Genomic DNA, 24,858 nt, shown 5'->3' on the forward strand with positions numbered 1-24,858 from the left:
TGGACGTCCCTGGCCGTTCTCGCGCAGTACACTATTGCTTGTCTTTCTCCACTCTTCGTCAAAGGATTGAATGGATGACTCTGCGCCCGGTGTTCGCAGCTCTGATGGTTTCGTATGCTCTTTTTCCAAACGTAATCAAAGCCCAGGACGCCGCCTCCGCAAAGTCCGCGCAGGTCTTCGGCTACACGGACTTCGCCAAAGAGGCAGGCATCGAAGAGAGGTTTCTTGCCGTCCCTAATGCGAAGCTCGCGGGCGAAGAACTAAAAACGCTGACCGCCGAGCCGCACATCGCATCGAGCCCCGAAGATCACAAGACGGCCGAATACGTGGCGCAAAAGTTTCGCGCCGCCGGGCTCAACACCGAGATCGTTCCCTACCGGGTACTGATGAACCAGCCCAAGGTCGTGAAGGTGGAGGCATTTGATGCGGCCGGCAAGCAGCTCATGTCCGGCCCCACACCGGAGCATGTAGGCAACGATCCCTTTGAAAACGATCCCCGCGTAGTGATGCCATTCCACGGATCGTCGGGATCGGGCGATGTAACCGGCGAAGTGGTCTACGCGAACTACGGCCGGCTCGAAGACTACGACGAGCTGGCGAAACAGCACGTGGATCTGCACGGCAAGATTGTAATCGTTCGTTACGGCGCAAACTTTCGCGGCGTCAAGGTCTACATTGCGGAGCAGCGCGGCGCTATCGGCGTCATCATCTACTCCGATCCGCAAGACGATGGCTACTACAAGGGCGATCCGTATCCGCTCGGCCCATGGAGGCCTGAAACCGGCGTGCAGCGCGGGTCAGTTCAATATCTCTTCAAGTATCCCGGCGATCCAGAGACGCCCGGAGTTGCCTCAACGCCCGATTTGCCTGACGCGGCGCGCATCAATCCCGAGGGCAACCAGCCCCGCATCATCTCCATTCCGCTCAGTTATCACGATGCGGCGCCGATCCTGCAGGCGATGAAGGGTCCTGGCGTGCCGCAGGGCTGGCAGGGCGCACTTCCTTTCCGGTATCACGTCGGCCCGGGCGGCGTGCGCGTACACCTTGTGTCGCAGCAGGATTACGAGCGAAGGACGATTTGGGACGTGGTTGGCAGGATCAAGGGCACGGAAGCTCCCGAAGACTGGGTTGTCGTGGGCAATCACCGCGATGCATGGGTCTACGGCGCGGTCGACCCCAACAGCGGTACCGCCAGCATGCTTGAGGCTGTACACGGCGTGGGCGCACTGCTGAAAGAGGGATGGAAGCCGAAACGTTCCATCGTCTTCTGCAGTTGGGACGCGGAAGAAGAGGGGTTGATCGGTTCCACTGAATGGGTGGAGCAGCACGCACAGCAACTGAACAACGCCGTGGCGTACTTCAATGTCGATGTGGCCGTCGCAGGTCCGGACTTTTCGGCCTCCGCGGTTCCGTCGCTCAAAAACTTCATGCGCGACATTGCGAAGGCCGTGCCAAGCCCCATGGGCGATACCGTCTATCAGGAGTGGCGCGCCAACCGCCACGGTGCCAGCGAGCACCGCGCCAGCAATGCTCCGCCAATTGCGGGAGAAGAAGTGCACGTCAGCGACCTGGGCTCTGGTTCGGACTTCACTCCATTTCTCCAGCATGAAGGTGTGCCTTCTACCGACATTGGCTCCGGAGGCCCGTATGGCGTGTACCACTCGGTCTTCGACAACTATGCGTGGTTCGTGATGAACGCCGATCCGCACTTTGTCTACCTGCAGCAGATGGCCCGCGTGCTCGGCCTTGAAGCAGTGCGCATGGCCGATACCGAAGTGCTGCCGTATGACTACGAGGAGTACGCACGCGAAGTGAAGGCTTACATCGAATCGGCCAAACGCAAAGCCGGGGACGAAGGACTTTCCGGTCTCGATTTCGGCCCGGCGCTCGAAGCGACGGCGAAGTTTGCCGGAGCCGCCGTGCACGCGCACCAGTTGCAGGCGAATCCACCGGCCGACCTCGCCGAATTCAACGCGACCCTGCGCGCGGCAGAGACGGCACTGCTTTCGCCGGAAGGCTTGCCCAACCGGCCCTGGTACAAGCACACCATCTATGCGCCCGGCGAGTACACCGGCTACGCGGCAGTGGTAATTCCGGGTGTGAACGAGGCCATTGAAGCCAAAGACTTCACCCGGGCGGGGCAGCAGCTCACGGTGCTGACCCATTGCCTGGACAGGGCCGCGCAAACCCTTGAAACTGCGCGCTAAGCGGCGTTTCAAACGCTTTTGATGAGAGACTGGAAGCGGCGGCTTAATTTGTGATTCAGATCACTTATGTTGGCTCGCACCATTGACCCGCCCCATCAGCCCTCGTATCGTAAAAGTCGGGATATGAAGAAAAACTCCAATTCGGTCCGGATCGGCATTGCGGTCGCGATCATTCTTGGCACCATCGGGTGGCTGGCCTTTACTGGTTACGGCTCCAGCAAGAGCTACTATGTCACGGTGGCCGAACTCGGCAAGATGGGCGACAAGGCGTACAAGAGCAATCTGCGCGTGGAAGGCTTCGTTCAACCCGGTTCGATCGAGCAGAATGGGCCGCACGTCAAATTCGTTCTCAATGAATTTGAAAGCCACTCGCCGAAGGCTGCCACTGGTCGCCGCCTGACGGTTATGTACAAGGGCTCCGAGCCGCCGCCGGATACATTCAAAGACGACGCGATGGGCATTGCAATCGGCACTTATGGCCGTGACGGCGTCTTCCAGGCCACAGCACTGCAGGCCAAGTGCGCCAGCAAATACGCCCCCGCAACGCCCAATGGCCAGCCCGGCGCTAAGCCTGCGCAGCCTGCTCCTGCAAGCACCAACCCGCGCGCGAACGCCGCGCCAGTTTCCCAACCGGGCAGCGCCCCCGCTGGTATCGCCACGAATTGATTCGATGACAGCGCAAGCCCCGGAAGCCCCAAATTCCACCCTTTGCGCCCGTATCGAGAACGTTTCCAAGCTTTTTGGCTCGTTTGCTGCACTGCGTCACGTCTCGGTCGATCTTGAAGCTGGCAAGTGCTACGTGCTGATTGGCGAAAATGGCGCCGGAAAGTCGACGCTCTTACGCATTCTGGCAGGCCTTTTGCGGCCAACCGACGGAACAATCAAGGTCTTTGGTGGTGAAGAACCGCACGACGCGCGCGAACGCATCGGTTACATGAGCCATGCGCCCATGCTCTACGACGAGTTCACCGGGCAGGAAAACCTGCGCTACTTCGCCAACCTTTATCCCGGCCGCCCGTGCCTCGACCCGACCGATGCGCTGCGCCAGGTGGGATTGGATCCCGATCTGACACGCACGCTCGGCCAGTATTCGCAGGGCATGCGCCAGCGCACCTCGCTGGCCCGCGTGCTGATGTCCGTGCCGGAACTGTTGCTGCTCGATGAGCCGTTTTCCAACATGGACATCGAGTCGACCCGGCAAATGGTTGAACTGCTGGCCGGATTCCGCCAGAAGAACCGGACCATCGTGATCACCACGCATCAGCGCGAGCATGCCGCGCCGATCGCCGACTGGGTGCTGCGCCTGAAGGCCGGGCGCGTTGCCGATTTTGCGCCAGGGAGTCCGTCGCTATGAAGACCAACGGCGCACGCTTCCTCGAATCGCTCGGCATCCCGTTTGAACTCCGAGAATACGAAGTGGACCCCGAAGATCTTTCTGCGATCACCGTGGCCAAAAAGATCGGGATGCCGCCGGAGCAGGTCTTCAAGACGCTCCTTGTAACGGGTGGGCCGAACATTTACCGGTTCGCCGTGGTTCCCGGCGACGCTGAACTCGACTTCAAGAAACTTGCGCGCGCGGCAGGTCTGCGCAAAGCCGAGATGGCACCCCTGAAAGACGTGCAGCCGCTCACCGGCTACATTCGCGGCGGCGTTACGCTCTTCGGCGCACGGAAGGTCTTCCCGGTCTACATCGACGAAACGGCGATCCTGTTCGACACCATCAGCGTCTCGGCAGGCACGCGCGGCACGCAGTTGATTCTCAGCCCCAATGACTATTTGAAGGCCGCTCATGCACTGGATGTCGAAGTCCAAACCGCCGACCTGATCAAGGACGGACCACGGCTGACTGCGGAGGATCACTCCGCATGAACTCCGTATTCTGGACGCATTTCGCCAAGGATATTCGCATCGAGTGGCGCTCGCTCGACGCCATCGTGTCGATGTTGTTTTTCTCTGGACTCGTGGTTGTGCTGTTTTCGATTGCGTTCGATCCGCGCGGTGCTTTTTCCCAGGAGATTGCTGGCGGCGTGCTCAGCGTGGCGACGATGTTCGCCTCGGTATCGGCGCTCAACCAGGCATGGGCGCGCGAAATTCGCCACCAGGTGATGGACGCGCAGCGCATGACGCCCAGCTCGGGTGCGCAACTCTATTTCGCGAAGGTGCTCGTCAACTTCATCTTCGTCACGATCGTTCAGATCGCGCTAGCCCCAATCTTTTTTGTGATGTACAACCTGCATATCGCGGGGCAGGCGTGGCTGCTGGCGCTGGTGCTTCCGCTGGGAACATGGGCGCTGGTCGGCAACGGTGTCTTCTTTGCCGCTCTCTCCATCCGCAGCCGAAACCGCGAATTGCTGCTGTCCCTGATCCTGTTTCCGATTTTCATCCCGGCGCTGCTGGGGATGGTGCAAGCCACCAGGTCGATTTTTACAGGGGATGGCGATCCCTGGGTGTGGATCAAGATGCTGACAGGCTACGACATCATCTTCGCCACCGTAAGCTATTTGCTCTTCGACGTGGTGTTCCATGCGGAGTAGAGCGTCCACCCAACGATCGAGAATGCCGCTCCAACCGCGGCGTAAACTAAGAATGCTCGCCCAGGAAACTGTATGAAAAAAGTTTTACTCACCCTTTTTCCCGCCATCACCATCCTGCTGATGATCTGGGGATACTACCAGGCCATCTACGTCGCGCCTGATGACGCGATGCAGGGGTACGTCTTCCGCATCATCTACTACCACGTGCCTTCGGCGACGGTGGCGTTTTCCTTCTTCGCTGTCAGCCTCGCCGGGTCGATCGTCTTTCTCGCGTATCGGCGTAGCAATCCCAATCGCGCGCAGATTGGCGATGCATGGGCGCTGTCCGGCGCTGAAGTCGGCGTGGTCTTCTGCACCGTCGTCCTGGCCACCGGCCCGTTGTGGGGACGCCGCGCCTGGGGCATCTGGTGGACGTGGGACGCACGCCTGACGACCACGCTTGTCCTCTGGCTCATCTACGTCAGCTACCTGTTGCTGAGGCGATTTGCCGCAGGGCCGCAGATGCAGACGCTGGCCTCGGTGCTGGGCATCTTCGGCGCGCTTGACGTTCCCATCGTGTATATGTCGAACCGCTGGTGGCGCACGCAGCATCCCGCGCCGGTCTTTGGCGGCGACGAGGGCTCCGGCATGAAGGACCCGACGATGGTGCACGCTCTCTTGTGGAACATGCTGGCGTGGTTCTGCTGGGGATTGCTGGTGCTCTTCCTGCGCTACCACGTGGAACGCCGTCACCAGCAGTACGCCGCACGCGAGGCCCAGGAAGCCCTCGAAGCGAACGTTTGACACCACCACAAACCTGGTCCAAAACGAGGAGAAAATGAACGAAAGCAGCATTCTCGATCATCAATTCGTTGCCGCGGCCTACACCGTCACCTGGGTGATCCAGCTCGGGTACCTGGCCTTTCTCGGCCTCAAGTGGCGCAACGAAAAACGTAATGCGGAGCGCAAATCGCGCCAACCGCGCTAGAGGCGAATCGCCCGAACCCGGCTGAATCCCCGGGGTCCCCGGCGACAGGGTCCACGTCGCTGGGGTGGTGGAAACGCAGATTTTCGCCGTTTGCCGTAAACTTAGAGTGAGGATCCAGTGATGTTAGTCGTGATGAAAGCGCAGGCCACCGAAGAACAAATCCAGGCCGTCTGCGTCCATATCGAAGCCCTGGGATACCGCCCGCATCCAATGCCGGGCGCGCAGCGCACAGCCATCGGAATTACCGGCAACCCCGGAGAAATCGACCGCGGAAATTTTGAAGACCTCGCCGGCGTAGCGGACGTCATTCGCGTGTCAAAGCCATATAAGCTGGCCAGCCGCGATGTCAAAGAAGAAGACACCATCATTCGTTTTCCCGGCACCGACGCCACGATCGGCGGAAAGGACTTGGCCATCGTCGCAGGTCCCTGCTCCATCGAGAGCCGCGAACAGGCTTTCGCTATTGCCGAGCATGTTGCCGCTGCTGGCGCGCAGTTCTTCCGTGGTGGCGCCTACAAACCCCGCACGTCGCCTTATGCCTTTCAGGGCCTGGGCGTCGACGCACTCAAGATCATGGCCGAGATCCGCGATCGATTTGGGCTGCGCATCATTACCGAAGCCATCGATAACGAGACGCTCGAACTGGTAGCCGAGTGGGCCGATGTCGTCCAGATCGGCGCGCGCAACATGCAGAATTTCTCGCTGCTGAAGCACGCGGGCCGACTGCGCATGCCCGTTTTGCTGAAGCGCGGCATGAGCGCGACCCTGGATGAATTTTTGATGGCCGCGGAATACATTATGAGCGAGGGTAACTACGAAGTTATTTTGTGCGAGCGGGGTGTGCGCACCTTTGCCGACCATACCCGCAACACCCTCGATCTCAGCATTGTGCCCGCCGTGCAGAAGCTCAGCCACCTGCCTATCCTGGTCGACCCGAGCCACGGCACCGGCAAGCGCGACAATGTGCTGCCGATGGCGCGCGCAGCCGCAGCGGTGGGCGCAGACGGCATTCTCGTCGAAGTGCACCACCAGCCGGAGATGGCCCTTTCTGATGGGCCGCAGTCGATCTACCCCAATCAGTTTGTGCAGATGATGGACGAAATCGAGCAGATCGCCCCCATCGTCCATCGCACGCTGCCCCGCGGCGTTCACGTCGAAACGGCCGCAGCGGAACCCCATGCCAGCAAGTTCAAGTAGGTCAGGCGGAGGGAGCAGAGGCCTTCAGGCCTCTGAATCACGCTTGAAACTGGCTCGGGCTTTAGCCCCGGAATCGGCGCTCAGAAACTGGTCCACGTCGCCAAGCGTGAGATCTGCAATCGTAGCTGCCTCTCTCTTGGCCGCGTTCTCCCTCACCGCATGCCGCACGCACGACTTTCCTCAATATGCTCCGAACTACCGGGAATACGCCTACGTCACCAATGGAGGCAGCGGTACGGTCTCGGTTTACGATGTCGTGAATGTTCGCGTCGATCGCGAAATCCCCGTCGGCCAGAACCCGATCGCGGTCGCCGCCAATCCCGTGCGCAATGAAGTTTATGTGGTCAACTCAGGAACGCCTGCAGGGCGAGGTTCTGTCGCGGTGATCAACGCCGAGAACAATTCGGTCGCGGCCACGATCCCGGTGCATGAGCTGCCGGTGGCGATTACGGTTGACGCCGACGGCAAAGTTGCCTACGTCGCCAACTCAGGGTCGAACAGCATCTCGGTCCTCGATCTGAAGAGTCGCCGCGAAGTTGCCCAGATTGGCGTCGGAGAAGATCCTTCCGCGGCGCGCGTCTCGCCCGACGGCAACACCCTGGTGGTCGCCAATCGCGGCGGAAACTCCGTCAGCATTATCGACACGACTGCGCGCAAGGTCCGCACCGTAATCGAAGGCTGCCCCGGCGCCGGCGACGCGGTTGTGCTGCCGGATTCTTCGAAGGCGTTTGCAGCCTGCACGGGCGGTCACCAGGTGATGGCAATCCGGCTAGCGCATGCGGCGCGGCCCGATGGACGCCCAGCCGCCACGGATCAGCTTGAGTCTTTGCTCGACGTAGGCCGCGCTCCGGTTCAACTCGCGCTCAAGCCGGATGGCGGCGAGGTGTTTGTCGCAAACTCGCTGTCGAACTCAATCTCTGAAATCTATGCCAACACCGACGACGTTGCGGGCGCCTATCTGATGGGCGCAGACCCTGTGCGCGGCCTAGTCTCCGCTGACAATTCCCTGCTCTACGTCGGCAACCTGCACTCGGAAGAAGTCACGGTCTATTCGATCGAAGACGGCAAGCGCGTTGGATCTATCCATGTTGGCGACGGCCCTTCGGCGCTGGCGTTCTCTACCGCAGGCCATCTGCTCTTCGTGGTCGACGCGCGTTCCGGCGACGTGGCCGTTGTGCGCACCGCCAACCGCCAGATGTTCACCATGCTGCCGACGGGCCGCGAGCCGAACGCGATCGCGGTGAAGGCGTTCAAGGTCTCGTAGAGTCGGGCCAACGGTTGAATTTTCGGGCGCTGCCTCGTCGGCGACTTTACGCCGGTGGTTTCGCTGTCTTCTCCACCGGGGGAGTTGCACTGAACTGCGCACCGGCGAATAGAATCAAGCCGGAAATGTAAGCCCAGAACAGCAAACCCACGGAAACATAAAACGGCCCATACAGCGCCTTCAGGTCCATGTGCGGAAGGATCGCGACATAGCCTTCCTTGGCTGCCAGCCAGATCAATCCAGTGATGATCGATGTGCGGATCACCTGGCGCGCGGGAATGCGCCGGTTAGGCAGCAGCCAGTAAATCGAGAAGAAGAACAGGATGGACGCGACACCCGTCGTCATCGCCAGCGAGAGATAGCTGATTCCGGCAAAGACGAAGTTCTCGGTGTGATGGAAGAAGATGAAGCCGACCAGCTGCCGCTGCCATGTGCTGAGCAGAACGCTGCCCAGGGCCAGCAGCACCATCAGGATCGCCAGACCGAACGCGACCAGCTGGTTCACGATGTAATTGCGACTCTTCGTCACCCCCCACGCCTGGTTCAACGCCACCTCAAGCGGCAGAAAGATTCCCGTACACGAGATCAGGATCATGAGCAACGAGAGCGCCTGCACACCGTGTCGGCCAGACGTCTGAGCCGCCCATCTGAGCCAAAACGCCAAGAAATCCTCGCTGCCTGTCCTCGTCGCCTGTGTGGCGGTGCTTGGCAGGAACTGCTCCACGATCTTGTTGACCACATTGACCATTTCCTGCGAATGAAAGACGGAGAGGGCAATGGTATACAGCAACACAATCAATGGAATGAACGAGATAATGGCATTGGCCGCCACGCTGAACGCGTAAGTATGCACCTCGGCGTCGAGCAGATAATCGGCAAGGGCCATGCCGCTCTTGCGCCACAGGAACCACTTTGAGGTTTTGGCAGGCTGGGTTTCATCAAAACCCCGGGCGGCGGGCGGCGTTGGTTCCACGCTCGTACCGGGATTTGAGATATTCTCCACCGTGGTCTCCCCTAAGCAAGGTACAAAATAGCGCTCTCAGCCGTGTGTGCTGCCTCTCACGGAGCCTGGGAAACGCATCCGGGACATGCAAATAGCTGTGATTTCATTCTTCCACAGAGGGTGAAGGGGGGCTGGTTACCTTGCGGTACGAAAGTAAATTTTCTCCTTGCTTTTGGGCTAAGTTCCTGCCATAAAAGGAGCACGGCGCGCCGGGAGCACGCCGTCTGCAAGTTCAGGAAGGCCATAGCATTGGAAGTTTTGGTGTTCGGGAAGCACAACCCCAATTCTGGATCGATTTCGAGCTGCCTCAGCGCGACCGTTTTGGACGCGTGGGCGGCTCGCGCCGTTTCTGGGTTGAGGTAAATCGGAACTTCCGCCTCGTCAAACGGTCCGCGAGATCAAAAAGCACGAGACCGGACAGGCGAGCAACGACTTTCCCCCAAATGTGCTCACCACGGAAGAAGGAGAAGGTAGATGAAGGAACAGGGTGTAGTGAAGTGGTTCAACGGCGCCAAGGGGTACGGGTTTATTCAACGGTCGAGCGGTGAGGATGTTTTCGTGCACTTCTCCGCTATCCAGGAGAACGGCTACAAGACGCTGAACGAGGGCGATTCGGTCGAATTTGAGTGCCAGCAGGGACCCAAAGGACTGAGCGCAGCCAACGTCAGCCGCGTGATCGGGTAGGACTGTTTTTTTGCGGCCTCACGAGCGAGGTCGCTTTGAATTGGCGGTTCCCTTTGTGGTTTTCCGTTCCAGGGGTCAATGCAACAACCAGCTTGCGAATCGCCCATCGTGCGGCGGCGCGGAGTCGTGCGCCTGACGAATCTCGTGTCCGCTACTCGTAACGGAGGGCGATCACGGGATCGACGCGGGAGGCCCTTCGAGCCGGAAGATATCCTGCAACCAATCCGGCAATCAGCAGGACTGAAACGGCTGCAATCAGACTCGCCGCATCTGTGGCCTTCACGCCGAAGAGCATCTTCTGCACCAGGCTCCCGGCCTCCAGCGTCACTGGAATTCCCACCCCGACCCCCGAAGCGACCCATAGAGACACCTCGCGCATGACCTGCCAGCCGACGTCGGCCGGCGCCGCTCCAAGCGCCATGCGGATCCCGATCTCCCCCGTCCGCCGGCTGACGAGGTATGACATCAAGCCGTACAGCCCGATGCAGGAGAGAAACACGGCCACGACCGCGAAGAACGCGGAGAGTCGCGCGATGATTGTCTGGTTGGTGTACGAACGCGCCACCTGCGCGTCGAGCGTGGTCACGTTGGTGATCGGCAAACCTCGATTGATTTCGTGGATGGTCTGCTGAACCTCGCTCGCAATGGCGCCGTAATCTCCGGTGTAGCGCACCTCGAAGTCTCCGTAGCCCTCGTCACGCTGGCTGTAGGGCAGGTAGTCGATGTATTCAGTCGGCTCGTCAACGTCGCGCTTCATGTCCTTGACTACACCAACCACCAGCATCTGCTCCTGCGGGTCCTTTTCATCTGGCGAGCCGATCCGATAAACATGTCCCACCGGCGAGCCGGCCGGAAAAAGATTCCTCGCCATCCTCTCGCTGATGATCGCAACATGCGGCGAGTTCATGGTGTCCTGCGAACCGAAGGCGCGTCCGGCCATGAGCGGAATCTGCATGACCTGGAAGTACGCGTCCCCGATGATGTTGTGTTTCACGTCAACATGCCAGTTGATGGGCATGCCCGGCACGGTGATCATGCTGTCCCAGGCGCCCTCGTGAAATGTGAAGGAAGAAAAGCTGGCCGCCTTCACGCCTGGGAGTGCGCTGACGCGATCTTCGATCTGGTGGTACATCTCCCGGAGCCGCGGATCGCCATACTTGTATCCGCTCGAGGAGGCGTCGATATCGAGGCGCAGCACATTCTCCTTGTTGAATCCGAGATCGACGCGGCTGAGATTGACGAGCGTTCGCAGGAATAGGCACGCAGCCATCATGAGAACCAGCGAGAGCGCTACCTGGCCGACAACCAGCGCCTTGGCCAGCGGTGTACGCCCGCCGATCTCAGAGCTACCGCGGCCGCTCTTCAGGCTTTCGGTCAGCTGCAATCGCGTGGCTCGCAGTGCGGGAAGCGTTCCGAACAATAGCGCCGTGACAATCGTGACCGCAAAGGTGAAGCCGAGGAGCTGCAGGTTGAGCGACACATTCAGCGCAATCGCGTCCTGCCCTGCTGCGATCATGCGCAACAGCAGACGATTCGCCACGACTGCAAACTCAACTCCCAGTGCGCCGCCGGCAACAGCCAGCAAAAGGCTTTCCGTAAGCAACTGGCGGATGATGCGCATGCGGCCCGCGCCAAGTGCCTGCCGCACTGCCAACTCACGCACCCGCGCGGTGGAGCGAGCCAGCAGCAGGTTAGCAATATTCGCGCAGGCGATCAGCAGGACCAGAGCCACAATCGCCATCAGAATCTTTAGCGGATCGGAATATGTATGACGCAGATCGGAGAGGCCGCGCGTCATCGACTCCAGTTGCACATGTGCATGCGCCAGGGCGGAGAGATTTTGTTGCGTCAGCTTGGCATCGGGAAAGCTGCGGAGGATCTGCGGAAACAGAACATTCACATTCGCCGTCGCCTGCTCCATGCTGACGCCAGGTTTGAGCCTGGCAACGATGTAGAGCGATTCAGAGAAGTTATCGTTGCGGCCCGTCCAGTTTGGCGGAATCGACACCAGCATCGAGAGCGGAGCCCACGCATCGGGAGCTTCACCCACCTTGGTGCCAAAGAATTCCGGCGGCGCCACGCCAACAATGTCGAAGACGACGCTGCCGAGCTTTAGCTTGTGGTGAAGCACCGCGGGATCGCCGCCCAGGTTGCGCTTCCAGAACCCGTTGCTGATCACCACGACCGGATGGTCGCCTTCGCTCGAATCATCATTCTCATCGATGACACGGCCAAGCTGCGCATGCACGCCAAGCGTCTGGAAGTAGGTGCCAGAGATCACGTTCACATTGATCAGCTCGGATTCAGTGCGTTTATCCACGAAGCCATGCACATGATTCGTCATGCTGAAGAGCGCGGCGGTGTCGGAGAAAACTCTGTTTTTGCGCTGCAACTGGCGATAGAACGGGTAGGAATAGAGCTCCGTGCAGGCAAAGCTGTCGGCGATTCCCGCCCAGTCCTGGGCGCCGAGCTTCACCAAACGCTGGGGATCTTGCACCGGCAGCGAGCGCAGCATCACCGCATCGAGAAAGCTGAAGATGGCGGTGTTGGCGCCGATACCCAGCGCAAGCGAGACGAGGGCAACCAGCGTGATCGCCGGTGTACGCAGCATCGAGCGCACGCCGTACATCGTGTCCTGCAAGAAAGTTTCGAGCCAGCTCCATCCCCAGGCAGCGGTGCTGCGTTCCTGGATACGCGTGGTGTTTCCAAACTTGCGCATAGCCGCCTGGCGCGCGCGCTCAGGGTCAATGCCCGCGGCCATCTGCTGCTCGCGCCGCAATGCGAGGTGCAGACGCATCTCCTCATCGAGATCGCGCCGGAACTGGCCGCGACGGAGCAGCATCTGAAGCCGCCTTTTCAGTTCTCCACCCAACCCCATGCGTCCTCCTCAAGCTGTCTGAATGACGCGCGAGATGGCGCCCATCACGCGATGGAACTGCGAGATCTCGGCATTGAGCTGCTTCAAGCCCGCCTTAGTCAGCGTGTAATAGCGGGCGCGCCGATTGCCGGCTGTCACGCCCCACTCCGCCGTTACCCAACCCTTGATCAGCATTCGCTGCAGAGCCGGATAGAGCGATCCTTCCTCTACCTGCAGCACGTCTTCAGAACTCGTATGGATGTAATCGGCAATCTCATAGCCGTGCAACCGGCCGCGAACCGCCAGCGATTTGAGGATGAGGATGTAAAGCGTACCGGGCGGAATCTCATCCCGTTCCTCGTCCGAATCCCGGTTTTGACGGATAAGTGCGGACATCAAATGCCCTCCCGGTGCACTGGCATAGTTTATCTATGCCACCGTTAAGCTCAATCTGTCAACTGGGATTTTTGTCAGGCATCTAGACCTGATTTTCGCGGATTTCGTAGGCTATTCTGGAAATCACTGCCATGCTGATCAGCGCCACTCCATTTTTCATTGTTGATGATTTGACGGCCACGCTCGACTTCTACCAGTCGAGGCTTGGCTTCAATGTGCCCTACAAAGGCGGCGGAGACGGAGAGGTCGATGACTACTGGGCCTTCGTCGGGCGCGACCGGGTGATGCTGATGTTCAAGGCCATTGCGGGCGATGTGCATCCACACCCCAATTCCTCGCGGCACCCGTGGGCGCGCTGGGACGCCTATATCTACACCGATGATCCCGACTCGCTCTACGCAGAGTTCGTTGCGAAAGACGTTCCCATGTTTAGCGCACTGGCGAATACGAGCGACGGACTGAGAGCCTTCGAGATCAAGGACAACAACGGGTACATTCTTTGCTTCGGACGGCCCGTCGATCGAGAGTCTGAAAAATCTTAGCGGGGACTCTGGAACAGAGCAATTCAATTAGTCAACTTGCTCAGCGCCCATCGTGCCGCGCTGCGCAATCCTTCGTCAGTTGATTCAATCCACTCCTTGAGCTGCTCGACGTAGCTTCGATCGCCGCTGTTGCCCATCGCGATGGCCGTGTTGCGACGCATCCCGAGAAAGCCCGCGCGGCGCACCGGCGAGCCGTTGAAAACGCGTTCGAAGGCCTGCTCATCGAGAGCGGTCAGCCATTCGAGCGACGGATTGACGAGTTCGTCGCGCGGTTCCAACTCCGTGTCAGCGCTGATCGGCGCCTTGCGGTTCCACGGGCACACATCCTGGCAGATATCGCAGCCGAAAACCTGCCGCCCCATCCCCGCCATCAGCTCCGGCGCAATACTTCCCTTGTGTTCAATGGTCAGATATGAAATGCACTTCGTCGCATCCATCTTGTACGGCGTAATCAACGCTTCCGTCGGACAAGCTTCGAGACAGCGCGTACACGTCCCGCAATGATCGTGGACCAGCTCCGCTGTTTTCTCTTCTGAACGAACATCGAGCGAGGTCAGCAGCACCGCCAGAAATCCGAACGAGCCGAGCTTCGGATGAATGAGGCAGGTATTCTTGCCTGTCCATCCAAGTCCGGCAGCGTTCGCCAGCGCGCGTTCAACCATTGGACCGGTATCCACATACGCGCGCGATTCAAACGCGCCGAACTGTTCGCGCAATTCTGCATCGAGATTCTTCAGGCGCTTCAGCAACTCCTTGTGATAGTCGCTCGGCCGCCGCCTGCCATCGGCATCCACGCGACTGCTCCACGCATAGCGCGCGATCCACCCGCTCCGCGGGTTTTGCGTCTCGGTGGAAAGCGGCGCATCGCAATGGTACGAGGTAAAGCACACAATCGCAGACCGCGCCCATGGAAACGGTGTGGCCACGCGTGCGCGCACCAGCTCTCCGCTGTCATGAATGCGCGATAAATATTGCATGGTGCCCGCGTGTCCGGCGGCGATCCACGTTGCGAAACGGTTCGCATCGCGAGACGCCTCACGATGCGGTAGGGCCACTAGGCCGGCTGCTGTGAATCCACACGCCTTAGCCAGCTCTTGCGCGGTGTAACTCCCGAGATGTCCCGATCCGGAATCCAACCGTGCACCCCTTTCATCAAATATAGGGAACTTCTCTTGAGACCCAATGCGTAATGACAAACAGGATCACCCCAGCAAGCCAAGATCACTTGCCGGGAAACCCGATGAGACTGTTCGAATGTGGACGTGGAACAGGGATTTCGAACAGTTTTGAGCGTAGGGCGTGCTGGAATCATCACTCGTAACTTTAACCGTTTCAGAAGCTTAACTTAGGATCTGCTTTGGCGACCCAGGTGCAGAGTAAGAGGACGAGAAGCCGATCCCCCGTTTCCATCGGCTTTTCCTGCGGACGTCGCGGATAGGCGTTTCAAAGGAGGTATGTATGACAAGCAATCATCAAAACGTTATGGAAAGAACGATCATCATAGAGGGCAATCTTCACGAACTGGTACGCGGTGAAGAGCAACGGCTGGTGAGTGAACTGCAGCCCGTCGTGCGCGCGCAGTCCGTCACGCTCGACATGCGTCACGTCGAACGCATCGACGCCGCCGGCATCGCAGTGCTGATCACGCTCTACGGAGAGGCGCGCCTGGCCGGACACGAGTTCGCGATCGTCAACGCATCGCACCGTGTCGCGGAAATTCTTCAACTGGTCGGGCTCGATCGCATTCTGACCTCGCGCGAACCCTCGCGTTGCCCCGACCAACCCTGCTACGAGATGCCGGCCGCGTAAACCAACACGGCCCATCTCGCGGGACTCCTCTTCTGTGTCCATTGGAAGCACCCGAATTCGAAAAGCCTTGCAGTGCACGTCTCAACGCACTGCTCGTTTCGTTTCGCGACTGCGCTTCAACCTGACCAATACGATGTCGTTGCTGTTCATTGCCAAGTCAACCTCTACAATGCCCTCTTTTCCACTGCGTACGGTTTGATCCTTCTCGGGCAAATCTCGCGTCAGTTCATTGAGGCGCGCAATCTGCGCGTCACTCAGATCCTTTGGCGCTCCCATTTCAAGATAAGCCGAATAGGCATCGTTGGCGTGAAACCCGGTACGATACACCTCGAGGCGGTACGCGGTGTCTGGAGCCAGGTGCGTAACGCGCAGATGCACCGGAGTGGCCGCATGTGCCGGCTGCACCTTCGTAAAGAATGGCCGGTTGCTCACGGTCTGCTGCGGCTGTTCAAAATCCCATATGAGCGCCTCGAGGCCATCACCATTCGTTGCCAGCATCGATTGTCGATCGTTGGAGACGATTGCCTCTCCCTGCAGCGCATGAAGGTACTTGTACGCGAAAAACGCGGGCTTTCGAATTCCCTCGCAATTCAGCAGGCCGAATCCCCCCTGGAACGATGCCGTCGGCGGACCCGGCTCCTCAAAAAGATCCGTATACGTCCAATAGCTCATTCCCTGAACCAGACCCTGGCAGGCTTTCAGCTTGCTCAGAATGTAGGCGGCGCTGATGTAGGAATCGTGCACCGCATCGCGCGGCGTGTAGCTCGTGCTCCACTCCGTGAAGTACAACGGGAGGCCGGGATATGCGGAGGCCGAGATCTGCTCACGCACCCGGCGCACGTCGCCGACGATCGCATCCGGAGAAGGCGACAGCTTCGTATCGCTCTTCCCGTTCTCATCGAGAAAACCGCCGTCTACTCCGTAGGTGTGGGTCGTCACGAAGTCGACAGCGGCGCCGCTCATCTTCACGTGAGCAAGAAACTCCGGCACCCACGCAGCCCCGGCCGTTGCTGGACCTCCCACACGCAGTTTTGGGTCGACCGACTTGATTGTGTTCGAGGTCAGATCGTAGAGCGCGAAGTAGGCCTTCTGATCGGCTCCTTCCCAGAAGCCTGAGAGATTCGGCTCGTTCCATACCTCGAAGTACCACGTGCGAATCTCGTCTTTCCCGTATCGCTCTTCGATGTGCTTGATAAATGCCGACACCAGATCACGCCACCCGCCCGGATCCGGATGCGAGGTATTGCCGTGCCAGTAGAAGATGCTGTTCTTCGACGTCGCAAGTGCCTCGGGTGTAAACCCCAGTTCCACGAATGGCTTGATGTGACGTGCAAGCAAGTCATCGTAGAGGCGATCGATTCCCGACCAGTCATACACGGTCTTGCCGTTCTCAACGCGCACGGTTTTCAAGACATCGTGAAAAATGGCGTGAAAGCGGATGTATCGAAAGCCGAGTTCATCCACCGTCAACTTGAGTTGCGCCTGGCTGTCTTCGCGAATCAACGTACCGGGATAATCTGACCCAACCGACAGGTCAAAAAAGCGATCGACCGGCCCGCTCGTGTGTTGTAAGTCGGCAATAATCAGCCGCGGCGCGGTTTGTTGGGCATGGCTGGCTGCTGTCAACGCCGCAACAGTAAACAAAACAAACAAAGGTCGCAATGCCGGTCGCAGGCACGAGATCGTTATCATCCCTTCAATCTAGCTGAATACGCTCAGGTACGCCCGATTCAAAACTAGTCCGCGATCATCCCAATGGTCCGCAACCAGCGCTCGACCAATTCCGGCCAGTCAGTGATGGGCTGTTCCGTGTGCCGCAATCCGAATGCATGGCCTCCATGTGCGTACAGGTGCAGCTCCGTTGAAACCTGCGCGTTCTTGAGCGCAATGTAATACGACAGAGCATCATCAACGTTATCGACATGGTCGTCTTCTGCCTGCAGCAGAAACGTGGGCGGCGTCTCTGTCGTGACATGTAAATCGGGATTCAGCGTGAGCGGCCCGACCGCCGAATCCGCGGGCTTGGCCATGACAAACTTTTTCCTGCCCTGTTCCGCATCCCACCGTGCTGCGGAAATCGACAGATGTCCCGGATAGATCGGTACCGCAAAATCGGGGCGGCAGCTCTCCTTGTCGGCTTCATCGACCGGCGGATAGAGGCGCTTGTCGAAGTGATTGCTGATTGCGGCCGCAAGATGCCCGCCAGCCGAGAAACCTAAAACGCCAATCTTGTGCGGATCGATGTGCCACTCCGCGCCGCGATAACGCACGAGACCGACTGTCCTCTGCGCGTCTTCGAGCGCCATCGGTGATTCCGGGTATGGACCGGACTTCGGGTAATCGCTCACGTCTGTCACGCGATACTTCAGCAGCACGCACGTGATTCCCTTGGTGACCAGCCAGTCGCAGACCTCGCTGCCTTCGAGATCGATAGCAAGCATCTGGTATCCACCGCCGGGGAATACGATGACCGCAACACCGGTGTTTTTTCCGGTAGGCGAGTAGACCGTTATCGTGGGCACGGAGACGTTGTTGATGCCGACCATCGGCTTGCCGCCAACCAGATCTTTTGGACCAGAGGATTCGGCAGTCTCCGGCCCCTTCACCGGTTGCGGGTCCGGCGCCGCCCCCGGCCAGATTGGAATCTGCGCATGTCCAGGCGAAGGCTGCCAGATCGTCTTCTGGGCGCTTATCGAGCCAGACACAAACATCGCGCACAGCGCAAGAATCCAGTGCTTCCTCATCATCCCGCAGTCCCTCTCGCAAGGATTGTCAACGCGGGACAACGCCTGCGGCGCAAACAGAGAGACTCGGCGAATCTTTTCAATTACCGCTGATCAGAACGGCGGGCAGTTCTTCGCTTTTCGCAACGCGGCGAAAGAACCGCTGATGAGCAAAGCCATTGCAGACTTGAATTGTTGTAAGTTCCCCGGACCGGATCATCCCACATTGCGCAACCCTGTCCGCAATCCGAACCTGAGTGAAGTGCGGCGAAGGGGGTCCGATAGAACAGGCGATTGCGCATCTCCTTTGGCCATGTACATCTGCGACGACCGCCATTCGAAACTGCAGGCAAGAACGCGCGTAAGTCTTTGTGTATGTTGAGGGTCTGTGATGACTGGCACAGGCAAGTGTATACTTGCCGCGCTATTTGTACTTGCGACTAAGGGATAGCCGAAAAGGCACAGTCCTGTGCCGGACAACCGCTCGCACTTGGTTTCCCAACCGCTTTCAAAAGCAACTGGCCAAGCTCGCGTTCTGCCCTCCAGCACAGGTGTCGCCTCTCGCGGATATTCACGGTGCAAATCTATATCGGAGGCTTTATTCCATGACGCAGGGCGTAGTGGATCAGCAGCTTGCCGGACCGGCAGGCTCGACTTCAACAACAACCCAGTATGTGTACTTCTTCGGTGACGGCAAAGCGGACGGCAACGGCCGCATGAAGGACGCTCTCGGCGGTAAGGGCGCAGGCCTCGCAGAGATGACCAACGCCGGTTTGCCTGTCCCTCCCGGATTCACGATTCAAACCGAAGCCTGCCGCGAATACATGCGCGGCAAACTGAGCCCGCAGATCGATGTCGAGATGCACGAAGCGCTGGCGCGGCTTGAAAAGCTGCAGGGCCAGGAACTCGGCATCGGCGAGAATCCGCTGCTGGTTTCAGTCCGCTCGGGCGCAAAGTTCTCCATGCCCGGCATGATGGACACGATTCTGAACCTCGGCCTGAATGACAAGGCCGTCGAAGCGCTGGCCAAGCGCAGCGGCAATCCGCGCTTCGCGTATGACTCGTATCGCCGCCTCATCCAGATGTTCGGCGACGTAGTTCTCGATGTGCCGAAGAAAAAGTTCGAACACATCTTCGATGCCATCAAGCTGCGCGAGAAGGTGAAGTTCGATTACGAACTGCAACCCAAGGCGCTGCAGGACATCATCGCCGAGTACAAGAAGCTGGTGAAAAAGGAAACCGGCAAGGACTTTCCGCAGAAGCCGCTTGAACAGCTTTCTGCCGCGCGTGACGCCGTTTTCAGGAGCTGGCAAAACGAGCGCGCCAAGACCTATCGCCGCATCAACCACATCGATGACTGGCTGGGTACAGCCGTCAACATCCAGGCCATGGTCTTCGGCAACCTCGGCGAGAACTCCGGCACAGGCGTAGGCTTCACGCGCAATCCCGCCACCGGCGAGAAGGTCTTCTTCGGCGAATACCTGATGAACGCGCAGGGCGAAGATGTTGTCTCCGGCGTACGTACGCCGCTCTCGATCAGCGAACTCGAACGCGCCATGCCCAAGGTCTACGACCATCTCAAGGCCATTACCTGGAAGATGGAAAAGCACTATCGCGATATGCAGGATTTCGAGTTCACCATCCAGGATGGCAAACTCTACATGCTGCAGACCCGCAATGGCAAGCGCACGGGCCTCGCGGCAGTTCGCGTTGCTATCGACATGGTGCGTGAAGGCCTGATCACGCAGGAAGAAGCCATCTTCCGCGTCGAGCCGAACCAGCTGTATGACTTCCTGGTTCCGCGTCTCATCGAAAAGGGCGAGAAGATTGAAGTGCTCGCCACCGGACTGCCGGCCTCGCCGGGCGCGGCCGTCGGCCAGATCGTCTTCACCGCAGAAGACGCCGTGAAACACCACCAGAAGGGCGACTATAAATCCATCATCCTCGTCCGCGGCGAGACGACGCCGGAAGACATCGCGGGCATGGAAGTTGCCTCGGGCATCCTCACATCGCGCGGTGGCATGACGTCACACGCTGCTGTCGTCACACGCGGCATGGGCAAGTGCTGCGTAGCCGGAGCAGGCGACTGTGTCGTCGATGAAAACGCCAGGCAACTGCGCGTCAAGGGCCACACCTACAAGCAGGGCGACTGGCTTTCGCTGGATGGCACCACCGGCCGCGTCATCGCAGGCCAGCTCAAGACGCTGGCTGCGCAGCCTGACGATGAGGATCTGGTGAAGTTCATGAGTTGGGTCGATCCGCTTCGCCGGCTGAACATCCGCGCCAACGCAGATATTCCGCGCGACGCCAAGCAGGCACGCCTGTTCGGCGCCGAGGGAATCGGATTGTGCCGCACCGAGCACATGTTCTTTGCCGAAGACCGCATCGAACACATGCGCACCATGATCCTGGCCAATAACGAGAAAGATCGGCGCGACGCGTTGAAGAAGCTGTTGCCCATGCAGCGCGCCGATTTCGTCGGTCTCTTCAAGGCCATGGAATCGCTGCCGGTCACCATCCGCCTGCTCGATCCGCCGCTGCACGAGTTTCTGCCCAAGCGGGAAGATCTGCTGGTCGAAATTCAGCACCTCGAAGACACCAAGCCGCGCTCGCCGAAACTGAAGGAACTTCGTCCGCTGCTGGCGCGCGTAGAAGAGCTGCACGAGATGAACCCGATGCTCGGATTGCGTGGCTGCCGCCTCGGCATCACGTTCCCCGAGATCACCGAAATGCAAGCCCGGGCCATTCTCGAAGCCGCGGTTGCCGTCAAGATCAAGGGCGGCGATCCGCACGTCGAAATCATGATCCCGCTCATCGGCTCCATCGAAGAGATGCGCAACCAGGCCACCATCGTGCGCCGCATCGCCGCAGACGTCTTCAAGGAGAAGGGCAAAACCGTCGACTACATGGTGGGAACCATGATCGAGCTGCCGCGCGCTGCCTTGACTGCCGATCAGATCGCCGAAGAGGCTGAGTTCTTCTCGTTCGGCACCAACGACCTGACGCAGACGACCTATGGAATTTCACGCGACGACATCAACAACTTTCTGCCGGCGTACTTGAAACTTGGCATCTTCAAGCACGATCCGTTTGCCACGCTCGACCAGGCTGGCGTGGGCGCGCTGGTGAAGATGGCCACCGCCAAGGGGCGCAACACGCGCAGCAACCTGAAAGTCGGTATCTGCGGCGAGCATGGCGGCGATCCTGAGTCCGTCAAGTTCTGCCACAAGATCGGCCTCAATTACGTCTCCTGTTCACCCTTCCGCCTGCTCACGGCGCGCCTCGCGGCCGCCCAGGCAGCAGTAGAGGAGAAGACCGGTACGTCCCACACCAACAAGTAAACGCAATCGGCCAGTGACAAAAGGGCGTCCGCTTCGGCGGCCGCCCTTCCTGTTTGCCTCTCACGAATCGCTCCCGCCCACGAGGTGTCATCCTGAGAGAACGGGGCCCCAAACGCAGTTCAGTTTGGGGGTGGTGAGCGAAGGATCTGCTTCTTCCTTTCGCTTTCTCACTACCCAACCTTTCCCCGACATCACCGCTGTCATCCTGAGTGAACGGGAACCGTTCTTCTTTTTGGCAAGCATTCCCCACACGTCTCGCGAATTTGCATCAAACTCAAAAGACATGCTGATTCGCATTGGCTACGACATACAATTCCATCTTCCCACCGCCGCTGCAATGGTGACGCTGCTCCACGTTCACCCGTCGCGAGAGAAGGACCTTATCGAGCCGGACACGCTCCACATCGAACCGCAGGTAGATGCGACGGAGTACATCGACGGCTTTGGCAATCGCTGCACGCGCTTCATGGCGCCGGCGGGACTGCTGCGGCTCCACAATTCAGCGCTGATTCGGGACACCGGCCAGCCGGACGAAGCGAACATTCATGCCCGCGAAGTTCCCGTCGGCGACGTGCCCAGCGAATTTCTCTGTTACCTGCTTAGCAGCCGCTACTGCGAAGTCGACCGCTTTTCCAATATCGCCTACGAACTCTTCGGCCACGTTTCGCCGGGCTGGTCGCGGGTGCAGGCCATCTGCGACTGGGTGCACGGCAAGGTCACGTTCAGCTATCCCCACGCGCGGCCGACAAAGTCCGCCCTCGATGTGTACACGGAGCGCATCGGCGTCTGCCGCGACTTCCAGCATCTCGCCATTACATTCTGCCGTGCCATGAATATCCCGGCGCGCTATGCCACCGGCTACCTCGGCGACATCGCGTGGCCCGTCTCCGGCCCCATGGATTTCAGCGCGTGGTTTGAGGTCTATCTCGAGAACCGCTGGTGGACCTTTGACGCGCGCCACGCTACGCCGCGTATCGGCCGCGTGCTGATGGCCGTTGGCCGCGATGCCTCCGATGTGGCCATCACGACGTCGTTCGGCCAGGCCGATCTGCGCCACTTCACGGTTGTCACTGATGAGGTGACGGAGGCCGCGCTCGATGCGCCTGTGTTGACAGGACCTGCACTCGAATCCGCCGCAAGCTGAACAGGGAGAAACTGCCCTCAGATTATTGAAAAGCCGCAGCTTTGAAAGGGCACGGATTTATCCGTGCCACAAGTCCAGCAATTGGAGGATGGCTTTAGCCGCTGAGGGATGGCCTCAGGCTTGCGTCAGCAATCTGCGCGGCCGCTGAAATGGCCCCTTCTCATATTTACTTCGAATCGTCTCCGCCTGTCGCGTAGTAGCCTTCGCGCGTTACTACCTGCAGGTCGCCCTTCGTGGCTTTCAGCACGACTTTGTGGAAGCCACCCCGGTTATCGACCATGTCGGGCGTATAGGTCAGCAGGTACTGGCTGCGCAGCTCCTCGGCAATCAGCTTGTAGATTGCGTCAAGGTCGTCGCGCTTCTTGGCTTCGTACGCATGACCGCCAGTGCGCTCGGCAATCTGCGCCATGATCTTCTTGCCGTCGATGACGGGCTTGGGCTCACGGCGCTGCTGGCCGCCGCCAGGATAGCCGCCGCCACCCGGGTATCCGCCGCCACCGGGATAGCTCATTCCGCCGCGCCGGCCTCCGCCCGGAAAGCCAAAGTTGGAATTCTTCTCTTCCTCGCCTCTGAAGTAGATGGTGTAGACAACGACGTTGGCGCGATCGGCCGCGTCGACGGCATCGTTCATCGAGTCTTTGCTGCCGCGATCCACGCCGTCTGAGAAGACCACAATGGCCTTGCGTCCGTCCTGATGCTTCATCAGCTCGTCGCAGGCGAGGAAGATGGCGTCATAAAGCTGCGTTCCGCCGCGGCTGTGCGTCGGCCGCTCGCGATCGTCGCCCGTCGTCTCCGGCCCCTGCGAATCGTCGACCGTCTGGCGAGTAGCGCTCATGTCATCGAGCTCGTGGTGCAGTTTTTCGCGCGACGCCGTGAAGTCCTCAAGCAACTCCACCTCGCGGTCAAAGTGGATGAGGAAGGCTTCGTCCGGATCCTTGGCGCGCGGCGCTGCCGGCAGCATGGAGTCGACGAAATCGCCGCCAGCCTTGCGCTCGTTTTCAAGCGCGCCGGAAACGCTGCGGCTGGTATCGACCAGCAGGCCGAGCTTGTAAGGCAGGTTGGTTTCGCGGGCAAAGCTCTTGATCGTTTGCGGGCGACCGTCCTCGGTGAGGGAAAAGTCGGCCTTGTCGAGGGTCGTCACGAAGGCGCCGTGCTTGTCGCGAACGGTGACCGGCAGCAGGACTTCGCGGGCCTGCACTTTCAGGGTGGCGACGGGCTTGTCGTCTGGCGAGGGCTGGGCAGGCTTGGAGTTGCCGGCTTGCTGGGTAAGCATTGCGGCCGGCGCGCACGCCAGCGCAACGACCGATACGGCGACTTGGGTAAGAATCCGATTTTGCATCATGTTTCGCTTCATGGGGGATTCACAGCACACTTTCAGTGAGTTAGACGCCGCTGGCGGCCGACTGTTGACTGCCAGGTGAGACATCCAATCTTCCATAAGACTAGCCCCAGCCACCAGACCCATCCGCCAAAGGCGATCAACGCAGGCAATCTCGCCAATCCGTCGATCACCGGAATGATGGCAATGCAGGCCGCAACGAAGTTATTAGCCGTGATAAAGGCGCCCGGCTCCGCCCACCAGTGATTCGACTGCCTCAGCGGAAAGCCACCAACCAGGAACCATTGAACGGCTATCAGGACACACAGCACCAGATCCACGCGGCGCATCGCTTTGAAGTTAGCATCGGAGATTAGCCATCCATCATCCACACCCAGCATTCTAGAAATTGACCATTTTGCGGGACAGGACTCTCGCCATTGGCTAACGATGAATACCGGCAGATTCCCCACCTGCACGACAGACTCTTGTGCTGGGATGTTCGCCCACAGCCCACACGGACTGAAAGTGACCGTCTGTTCTTCCTGCGCTTGAACGATCTTGGTTGGCGCTGCGGAGACCTCGCCGGAACTATCGATCCGCAGCCCTTCCTCATTTGCAGAGTGCTGCTCCCGCTCCTTCATGAACTGCGCATCTTGGGCCGCCAATAGGCAGATCAGCGGTACAGCCGCCAACAGATTCATCCCGGCTAGCAAAAGTCCGCGCCGCCAGTTCATGGCTCCAAGATTACTCGGCCGGCTTCAATGGCACAACAGCCGCCCTGTTTCGCTTATGGGGAGCACATCGAGCTTCGGAAACTTGACTTGGTAGCGCTAACGTCTACCAAACATGAAAAGCATCTTATTGATTCA

General features: G+C 59.4%; 22 protein-coding genes. 14 read left to right on the forward strand and 8 right to left on the reverse strand.

Annotated elements, in window-relative coordinates; genetic code table 11:
• The first annotated feature begins 74 nt into the window (after positions 1-74).
• From WCA10_RS05205 to WCA10_RS05245, 9 genes are all read left to right on the forward strand, one after another.
• Positions 75-2,207, forward strand: a complete 2,133-nt coding sequence (locus tag WCA10_RS05205; protein ID WP_472821442.1) for a M28 family metallopeptidase — start codon at positions 75-77, stop codon at positions 2,205-2,207.
• Between the two features lie 123 nt (positions 2,208-2,330).
• Complete coding sequence (locus tag WCA10_RS05210) at positions 2,331-2,873, forward strand: cytochrome c maturation protein CcmE (RefSeq protein ID WP_472821443.1); 543 nt, start codon at positions 2,331-2,333, stop codon at positions 2,871-2,873.
• Positions 2,874-2,877: 4 nt separating this feature from the next.
• The gene (gene ccmA, locus WCA10_RS05215) at positions 2,878-3,561 is read left to right on the forward strand and encodes a heme ABC exporter ATP-binding protein CcmA (protein WP_472821444.1); all 684 of its coding nucleotides are present in this window, start codon (positions 2,878-2,880) and stop codon (positions 3,559-3,561) included.
• Positions 3,558-4,076, forward strand: coding sequence for a Cys-tRNA(Pro) deacylase (gene ybaK, locus WCA10_RS05220; RefSeq protein WP_472821445.1), 519 nt, complete (start codon positions 3,558-3,560; stop codon positions 4,074-4,076). The genes ccmA and ybaK overlap by 4 nt, the downstream gene beginning before the upstream one ends.
• Positions 4,073-4,741 (forward strand): heme exporter protein CcmB, encoded by a 669-nt coding sequence (locus WCA10_RS05225; protein ID WP_472821446.1) that lies wholly within the window; start codon positions 4,073-4,075, stop codon positions 4,739-4,741. Before ybaK ends, WCA10_RS05225 begins: the two co-directional genes overlap by 4 nt.
• A gap of 72 nt (positions 4,742-4,813) precedes the next feature.
• The gene (gene ccsA / locus WCA10_RS05230) at positions 4,814-5,524 is read left to right on the forward strand and encodes a cytochrome c biogenesis protein CcsA (RefSeq protein WP_472821447.1); all 711 of its coding nucleotides are present in this window, start codon (positions 4,814-4,816) and stop codon (positions 5,522-5,524) included.
• Between the two features lie 34 nt (positions 5,525-5,558).
• Positions 5,559-5,708, forward strand: a complete 150-nt coding sequence (locus WCA10_RS05235) for a hypothetical protein (RefSeq protein ID WP_472821448.1) — start codon at positions 5,559-5,561, stop codon at positions 5,706-5,708.
• A 120-nt stretch (positions 5,709-5,828) separates the two neighbouring features.
• A complete protein-coding gene (gene aroF, locus WCA10_RS05240) occupies positions 5,829-6,905 on the forward strand; it encodes a 3-deoxy-7-phosphoheptulonate synthase (protein WP_472821449.1) in 1,077 nt (358 codons plus the stop codon).
• A 136-nt stretch (positions 6,906-7,041) separates the two neighbouring features.
• Positions 7,042-8,169, forward strand: a complete 1,128-nt coding sequence (locus tag WCA10_RS05245) for a hypothetical protein (protein ID WP_472821450.1) — start codon at positions 7,042-7,044, stop codon at positions 8,167-8,169.
• 46 nt (positions 8,170-8,215) lie between these two features.
• Here the strand turns inward: WCA10_RS05245 and WCA10_RS05250 are convergent, their stop codons facing one another.
• Positions 8,216-9,172 (reverse strand): YihY/virulence factor BrkB family protein, encoded by a 957-nt coding sequence (locus WCA10_RS05250; RefSeq protein WP_472821451.1) that lies wholly within the window; start codon positions 9,170-9,172, stop codon positions 8,216-8,218.
• A gap of 474 nt (positions 9,173-9,646) precedes the next feature.
• On the opposite strand from WCA10_RS05250, the gene WCA10_RS05255 reads away from it, so the two are divergent.
• On the forward strand, positions 9,647-9,856 hold the full coding sequence (locus tag WCA10_RS05255) for a cold-shock protein (RefSeq protein ID WP_472809732.1): 210 nt from the start codon (positions 9,647-9,649) through the stop codon (positions 9,854-9,856).
• Between the two features lie 151 nt (positions 9,857-10,007).
• Here the strand turns inward: WCA10_RS05255 and WCA10_RS05260 are convergent, their stop codons facing one another.
• Positions 10,008-12,734: an ADOP family duplicated permease gene (locus WCA10_RS05260; protein ID WP_472821452.1), complete on the reverse strand. Its 2,727-nt coding sequence runs from the start codon at positions 12,732-12,734 to the stop codon at positions 10,008-10,010.
• Between the two features lie 9 nt (positions 12,735-12,743).
• A complete protein-coding gene (locus WCA10_RS05265) occupies positions 12,744-13,109 on the reverse strand; it encodes a PadR family transcriptional regulator (protein WP_472821453.1) in 366 nt (121 codons plus the stop codon).
• A 131-nt stretch (positions 13,110-13,240) separates the two neighbouring features.
• On the opposite strand from WCA10_RS05265, the gene WCA10_RS05270 reads away from it, so the two are divergent.
• Positions 13,241-13,651, forward strand: a complete 411-nt coding sequence (locus tag WCA10_RS05270) for a VOC family protein (protein WP_472821454.1) — start codon at positions 13,241-13,243, stop codon at positions 13,649-13,651.
• A 23-nt stretch (positions 13,652-13,674) separates the two neighbouring features.
• Here WCA10_RS05270 and queG read toward each other — a convergent pair whose 3' ends face one another.
• Positions 13,675-14,787 carry a tRNA epoxyqueuosine(34) reductase QueG gene (gene queG / locus WCA10_RS05275; protein WP_472821455.1) on the reverse strand — a complete coding sequence of 371 codons (1,113 nt, stop codon included), beginning with the start codon at positions 14,785-14,787 and terminating at the stop codon, positions 13,675-13,677.
• 322 nt (positions 14,788-15,109) lie between these two features.
• Between queG and WCA10_RS05280 the strand changes: the two genes are divergently transcribed.
• Positions 15,110-15,460, forward strand: coding sequence for an STAS domain-containing protein (locus tag WCA10_RS05280; protein ID WP_472821456.1), 351 nt, complete (start codon positions 15,110-15,112; stop codon positions 15,458-15,460).
• An 81-nt stretch (positions 15,461-15,541) separates the two neighbouring features.
• Here the strand turns inward: WCA10_RS05280 and WCA10_RS05285 are convergent, their stop codons facing one another.
• Together WCA10_RS05285 and WCA10_RS05290 are read right to left on the reverse strand one after the other, a co-directional pair.
• A complete protein-coding gene (locus WCA10_RS05285) occupies positions 15,542-17,152 on the reverse strand; it encodes a GH39 family glycosyl hydrolase (protein ID WP_472821457.1) in 1,611 nt (536 codons plus the stop codon).
• Positions 17,153-17,196: 44 nt separating this feature from the next.
• Positions 17,197-18,207: an alpha/beta hydrolase gene (locus WCA10_RS05290; protein ID WP_472821458.1), complete on the reverse strand. Its 1,011-nt coding sequence runs from the start codon at positions 18,205-18,207 to the stop codon at positions 17,197-17,199.
• A 581-nt stretch (positions 18,208-18,788) separates the two neighbouring features.
• On the opposite strand from WCA10_RS05290, the gene ppdK reads away from it, so the two are divergent.
• Both ppdK and WCA10_RS05300 read left to right on the forward strand, forming a co-directional pair.
• Complete coding sequence (gene ppdK, locus WCA10_RS05295; protein ID WP_472821459.1) at positions 18,789-21,524, forward strand: pyruvate, phosphate dikinase; 2,736 nt, start codon at positions 18,789-18,791, stop codon at positions 21,522-21,524.
• Between the two features lie 283 nt (positions 21,525-21,807).
• Positions 21,808-22,668: a transglutaminase-like domain-containing protein gene (locus WCA10_RS05300; protein ID WP_472821460.1), complete on the forward strand. Its 861-nt coding sequence runs from the start codon at positions 21,808-21,810 to the stop codon at positions 22,666-22,668.
• A 166-nt stretch (positions 22,669-22,834) separates the two neighbouring features.
• Here the strand turns inward: WCA10_RS05300 and WCA10_RS05305 are convergent, their stop codons facing one another.
• The gene (locus WCA10_RS05305; RefSeq protein WP_472821461.1) at positions 22,835-24,010 is read right to left on the reverse strand and encodes a VWA domain-containing protein; all 1,176 of its coding nucleotides are present in this window, start codon (positions 24,008-24,010) and stop codon (positions 22,835-22,837) included.
• 32 nt (positions 24,011-24,042) lie between these two features.
• Positions 24,043-24,723 (reverse strand): hypothetical protein, encoded by a 681-nt coding sequence (locus WCA10_RS05310; RefSeq protein ID WP_472821462.1) that lies wholly within the window; start codon positions 24,721-24,723, stop codon positions 24,043-24,045.
• Positions 24,724-24,858: the final 135 nt, after the last annotated feature.

This window comes from Occallatibacter sp. (assembly GCF_049582745.1).
Lineage (GTDB): Bacteria > Acidobacteriota > Terriglobia > Terriglobales > Acidobacteriaceae > Telmatobacter.

Excerpts from the sequence above, each read along its gene's own strand:
- WCA10_RS05205 (WP_472821442.1), top strand. The coding sequence starts at position 75 with ATGACTCTGCGCCCGGTGTTCGCAGCTCTGATGGTTTCGTATGCTCTT.
- WCA10_RS05210 (WP_472821443.1), top strand. The coding sequence starts at position 2,331 with ATGAAGAAAAACTCCAATTCGGTCCGGATCGGCATTGCGGTCGCGATC.
- ccmA (WP_472821444.1), top strand. The coding sequence starts at position 2,878 with ATGACAGCGCAAGCCCCGGAAGCCCCAAATTCCACCCTTTGCGCCCGT.
- ybaK (WP_472821445.1), top strand. The coding sequence starts at position 3,558 with ATGAAGACCAACGGCGCACGCTTCCTCGAATCGCTCGGCATCCCGTTT.
- WCA10_RS05225 (WP_472821446.1), top strand. The coding sequence starts at position 4,073 with ATGAACTCCGTATTCTGGACGCATTTCGCCAAGGATATTCGCATCGAG.
- ccsA (WP_472821447.1), top strand. The coding sequence starts at position 4,814 with ATGAAAAAAGTTTTACTCACCCTTTTTCCCGCCATCACCATCCTGCTG.
- WCA10_RS05235 (WP_472821448.1), top strand. The coding sequence starts at position 5,559 with ATGAACGAAAGCAGCATTCTCGATCATCAATTCGTTGCCGCGGCCTAC.
- aroF (WP_472821449.1), top strand. The coding sequence starts at position 5,829 with ATGTTAGTCGTGATGAAAGCGCAGGCCACCGAAGAACAAATCCAGGCC.
- WCA10_RS05255 (WP_472809732.1), top strand. The coding sequence starts at position 9,647 with ATGAAGGAACAGGGTGTAGTGAAGTGGTTCAACGGCGCCAAGGGGTAC.
- WCA10_RS05260 (WP_472821452.1), bottom strand. The coding sequence starts at position 12,734 with ATGGGGTTGGGTGGAGAACTGAAAAGGCGGCTTCAGATGCTGCTCCGT.
- WCA10_RS05265 (WP_472821453.1), bottom strand. The coding sequence starts at position 13,109 with ATGTCCGCACTTATCCGTCAAAACCGGGATTCGGACGAGGAACGGGAT.
- WCA10_RS05270 (WP_472821454.1), top strand. The coding sequence starts at position 13,241 with ATGCTGATCAGCGCCACTCCATTTTTCATTGTTGATGATTTGACGGCC.
- WCA10_RS05280 (WP_472821456.1), top strand. The coding sequence starts at position 15,110 with ATGACAAGCAATCATCAAAACGTTATGGAAAGAACGATCATCATAGAG.
- WCA10_RS05285 (WP_472821457.1), bottom strand. The coding sequence starts at position 17,152 with ATGATAACGATCTCGTGCCTGCGACCGGCATTGCGACCTTTGTTTGTT.
- WCA10_RS05290 (WP_472821458.1), bottom strand. The coding sequence starts at position 18,207 with ATGATGAGGAAGCACTGGATTCTTGCGCTGTGCGCGATGTTTGTGTCT.
- ppdK (WP_472821459.1), top strand. The coding sequence starts at position 18,789 with ATGACGCAGGGCGTAGTGGATCAGCAGCTTGCCGGACCGGCAGGCTCG.
- WCA10_RS05300 (WP_472821460.1), top strand. The coding sequence starts at position 21,808 with ATGCTGATTCGCATTGGCTACGACATACAATTCCATCTTCCCACCGCC.
- WCA10_RS05305 (WP_472821461.1), bottom strand. The coding sequence starts at position 24,010 with ATGATGCAAAATCGGATTCTTACCCAAGTCGCCGTATCGGTCGTTGCG.
- WCA10_RS05310 (WP_472821462.1), bottom strand. The coding sequence starts at position 24,723 with ATGAACTGGCGGCGCGGACTTTTGCTAGCCGGGATGAATCTGTTGGCG.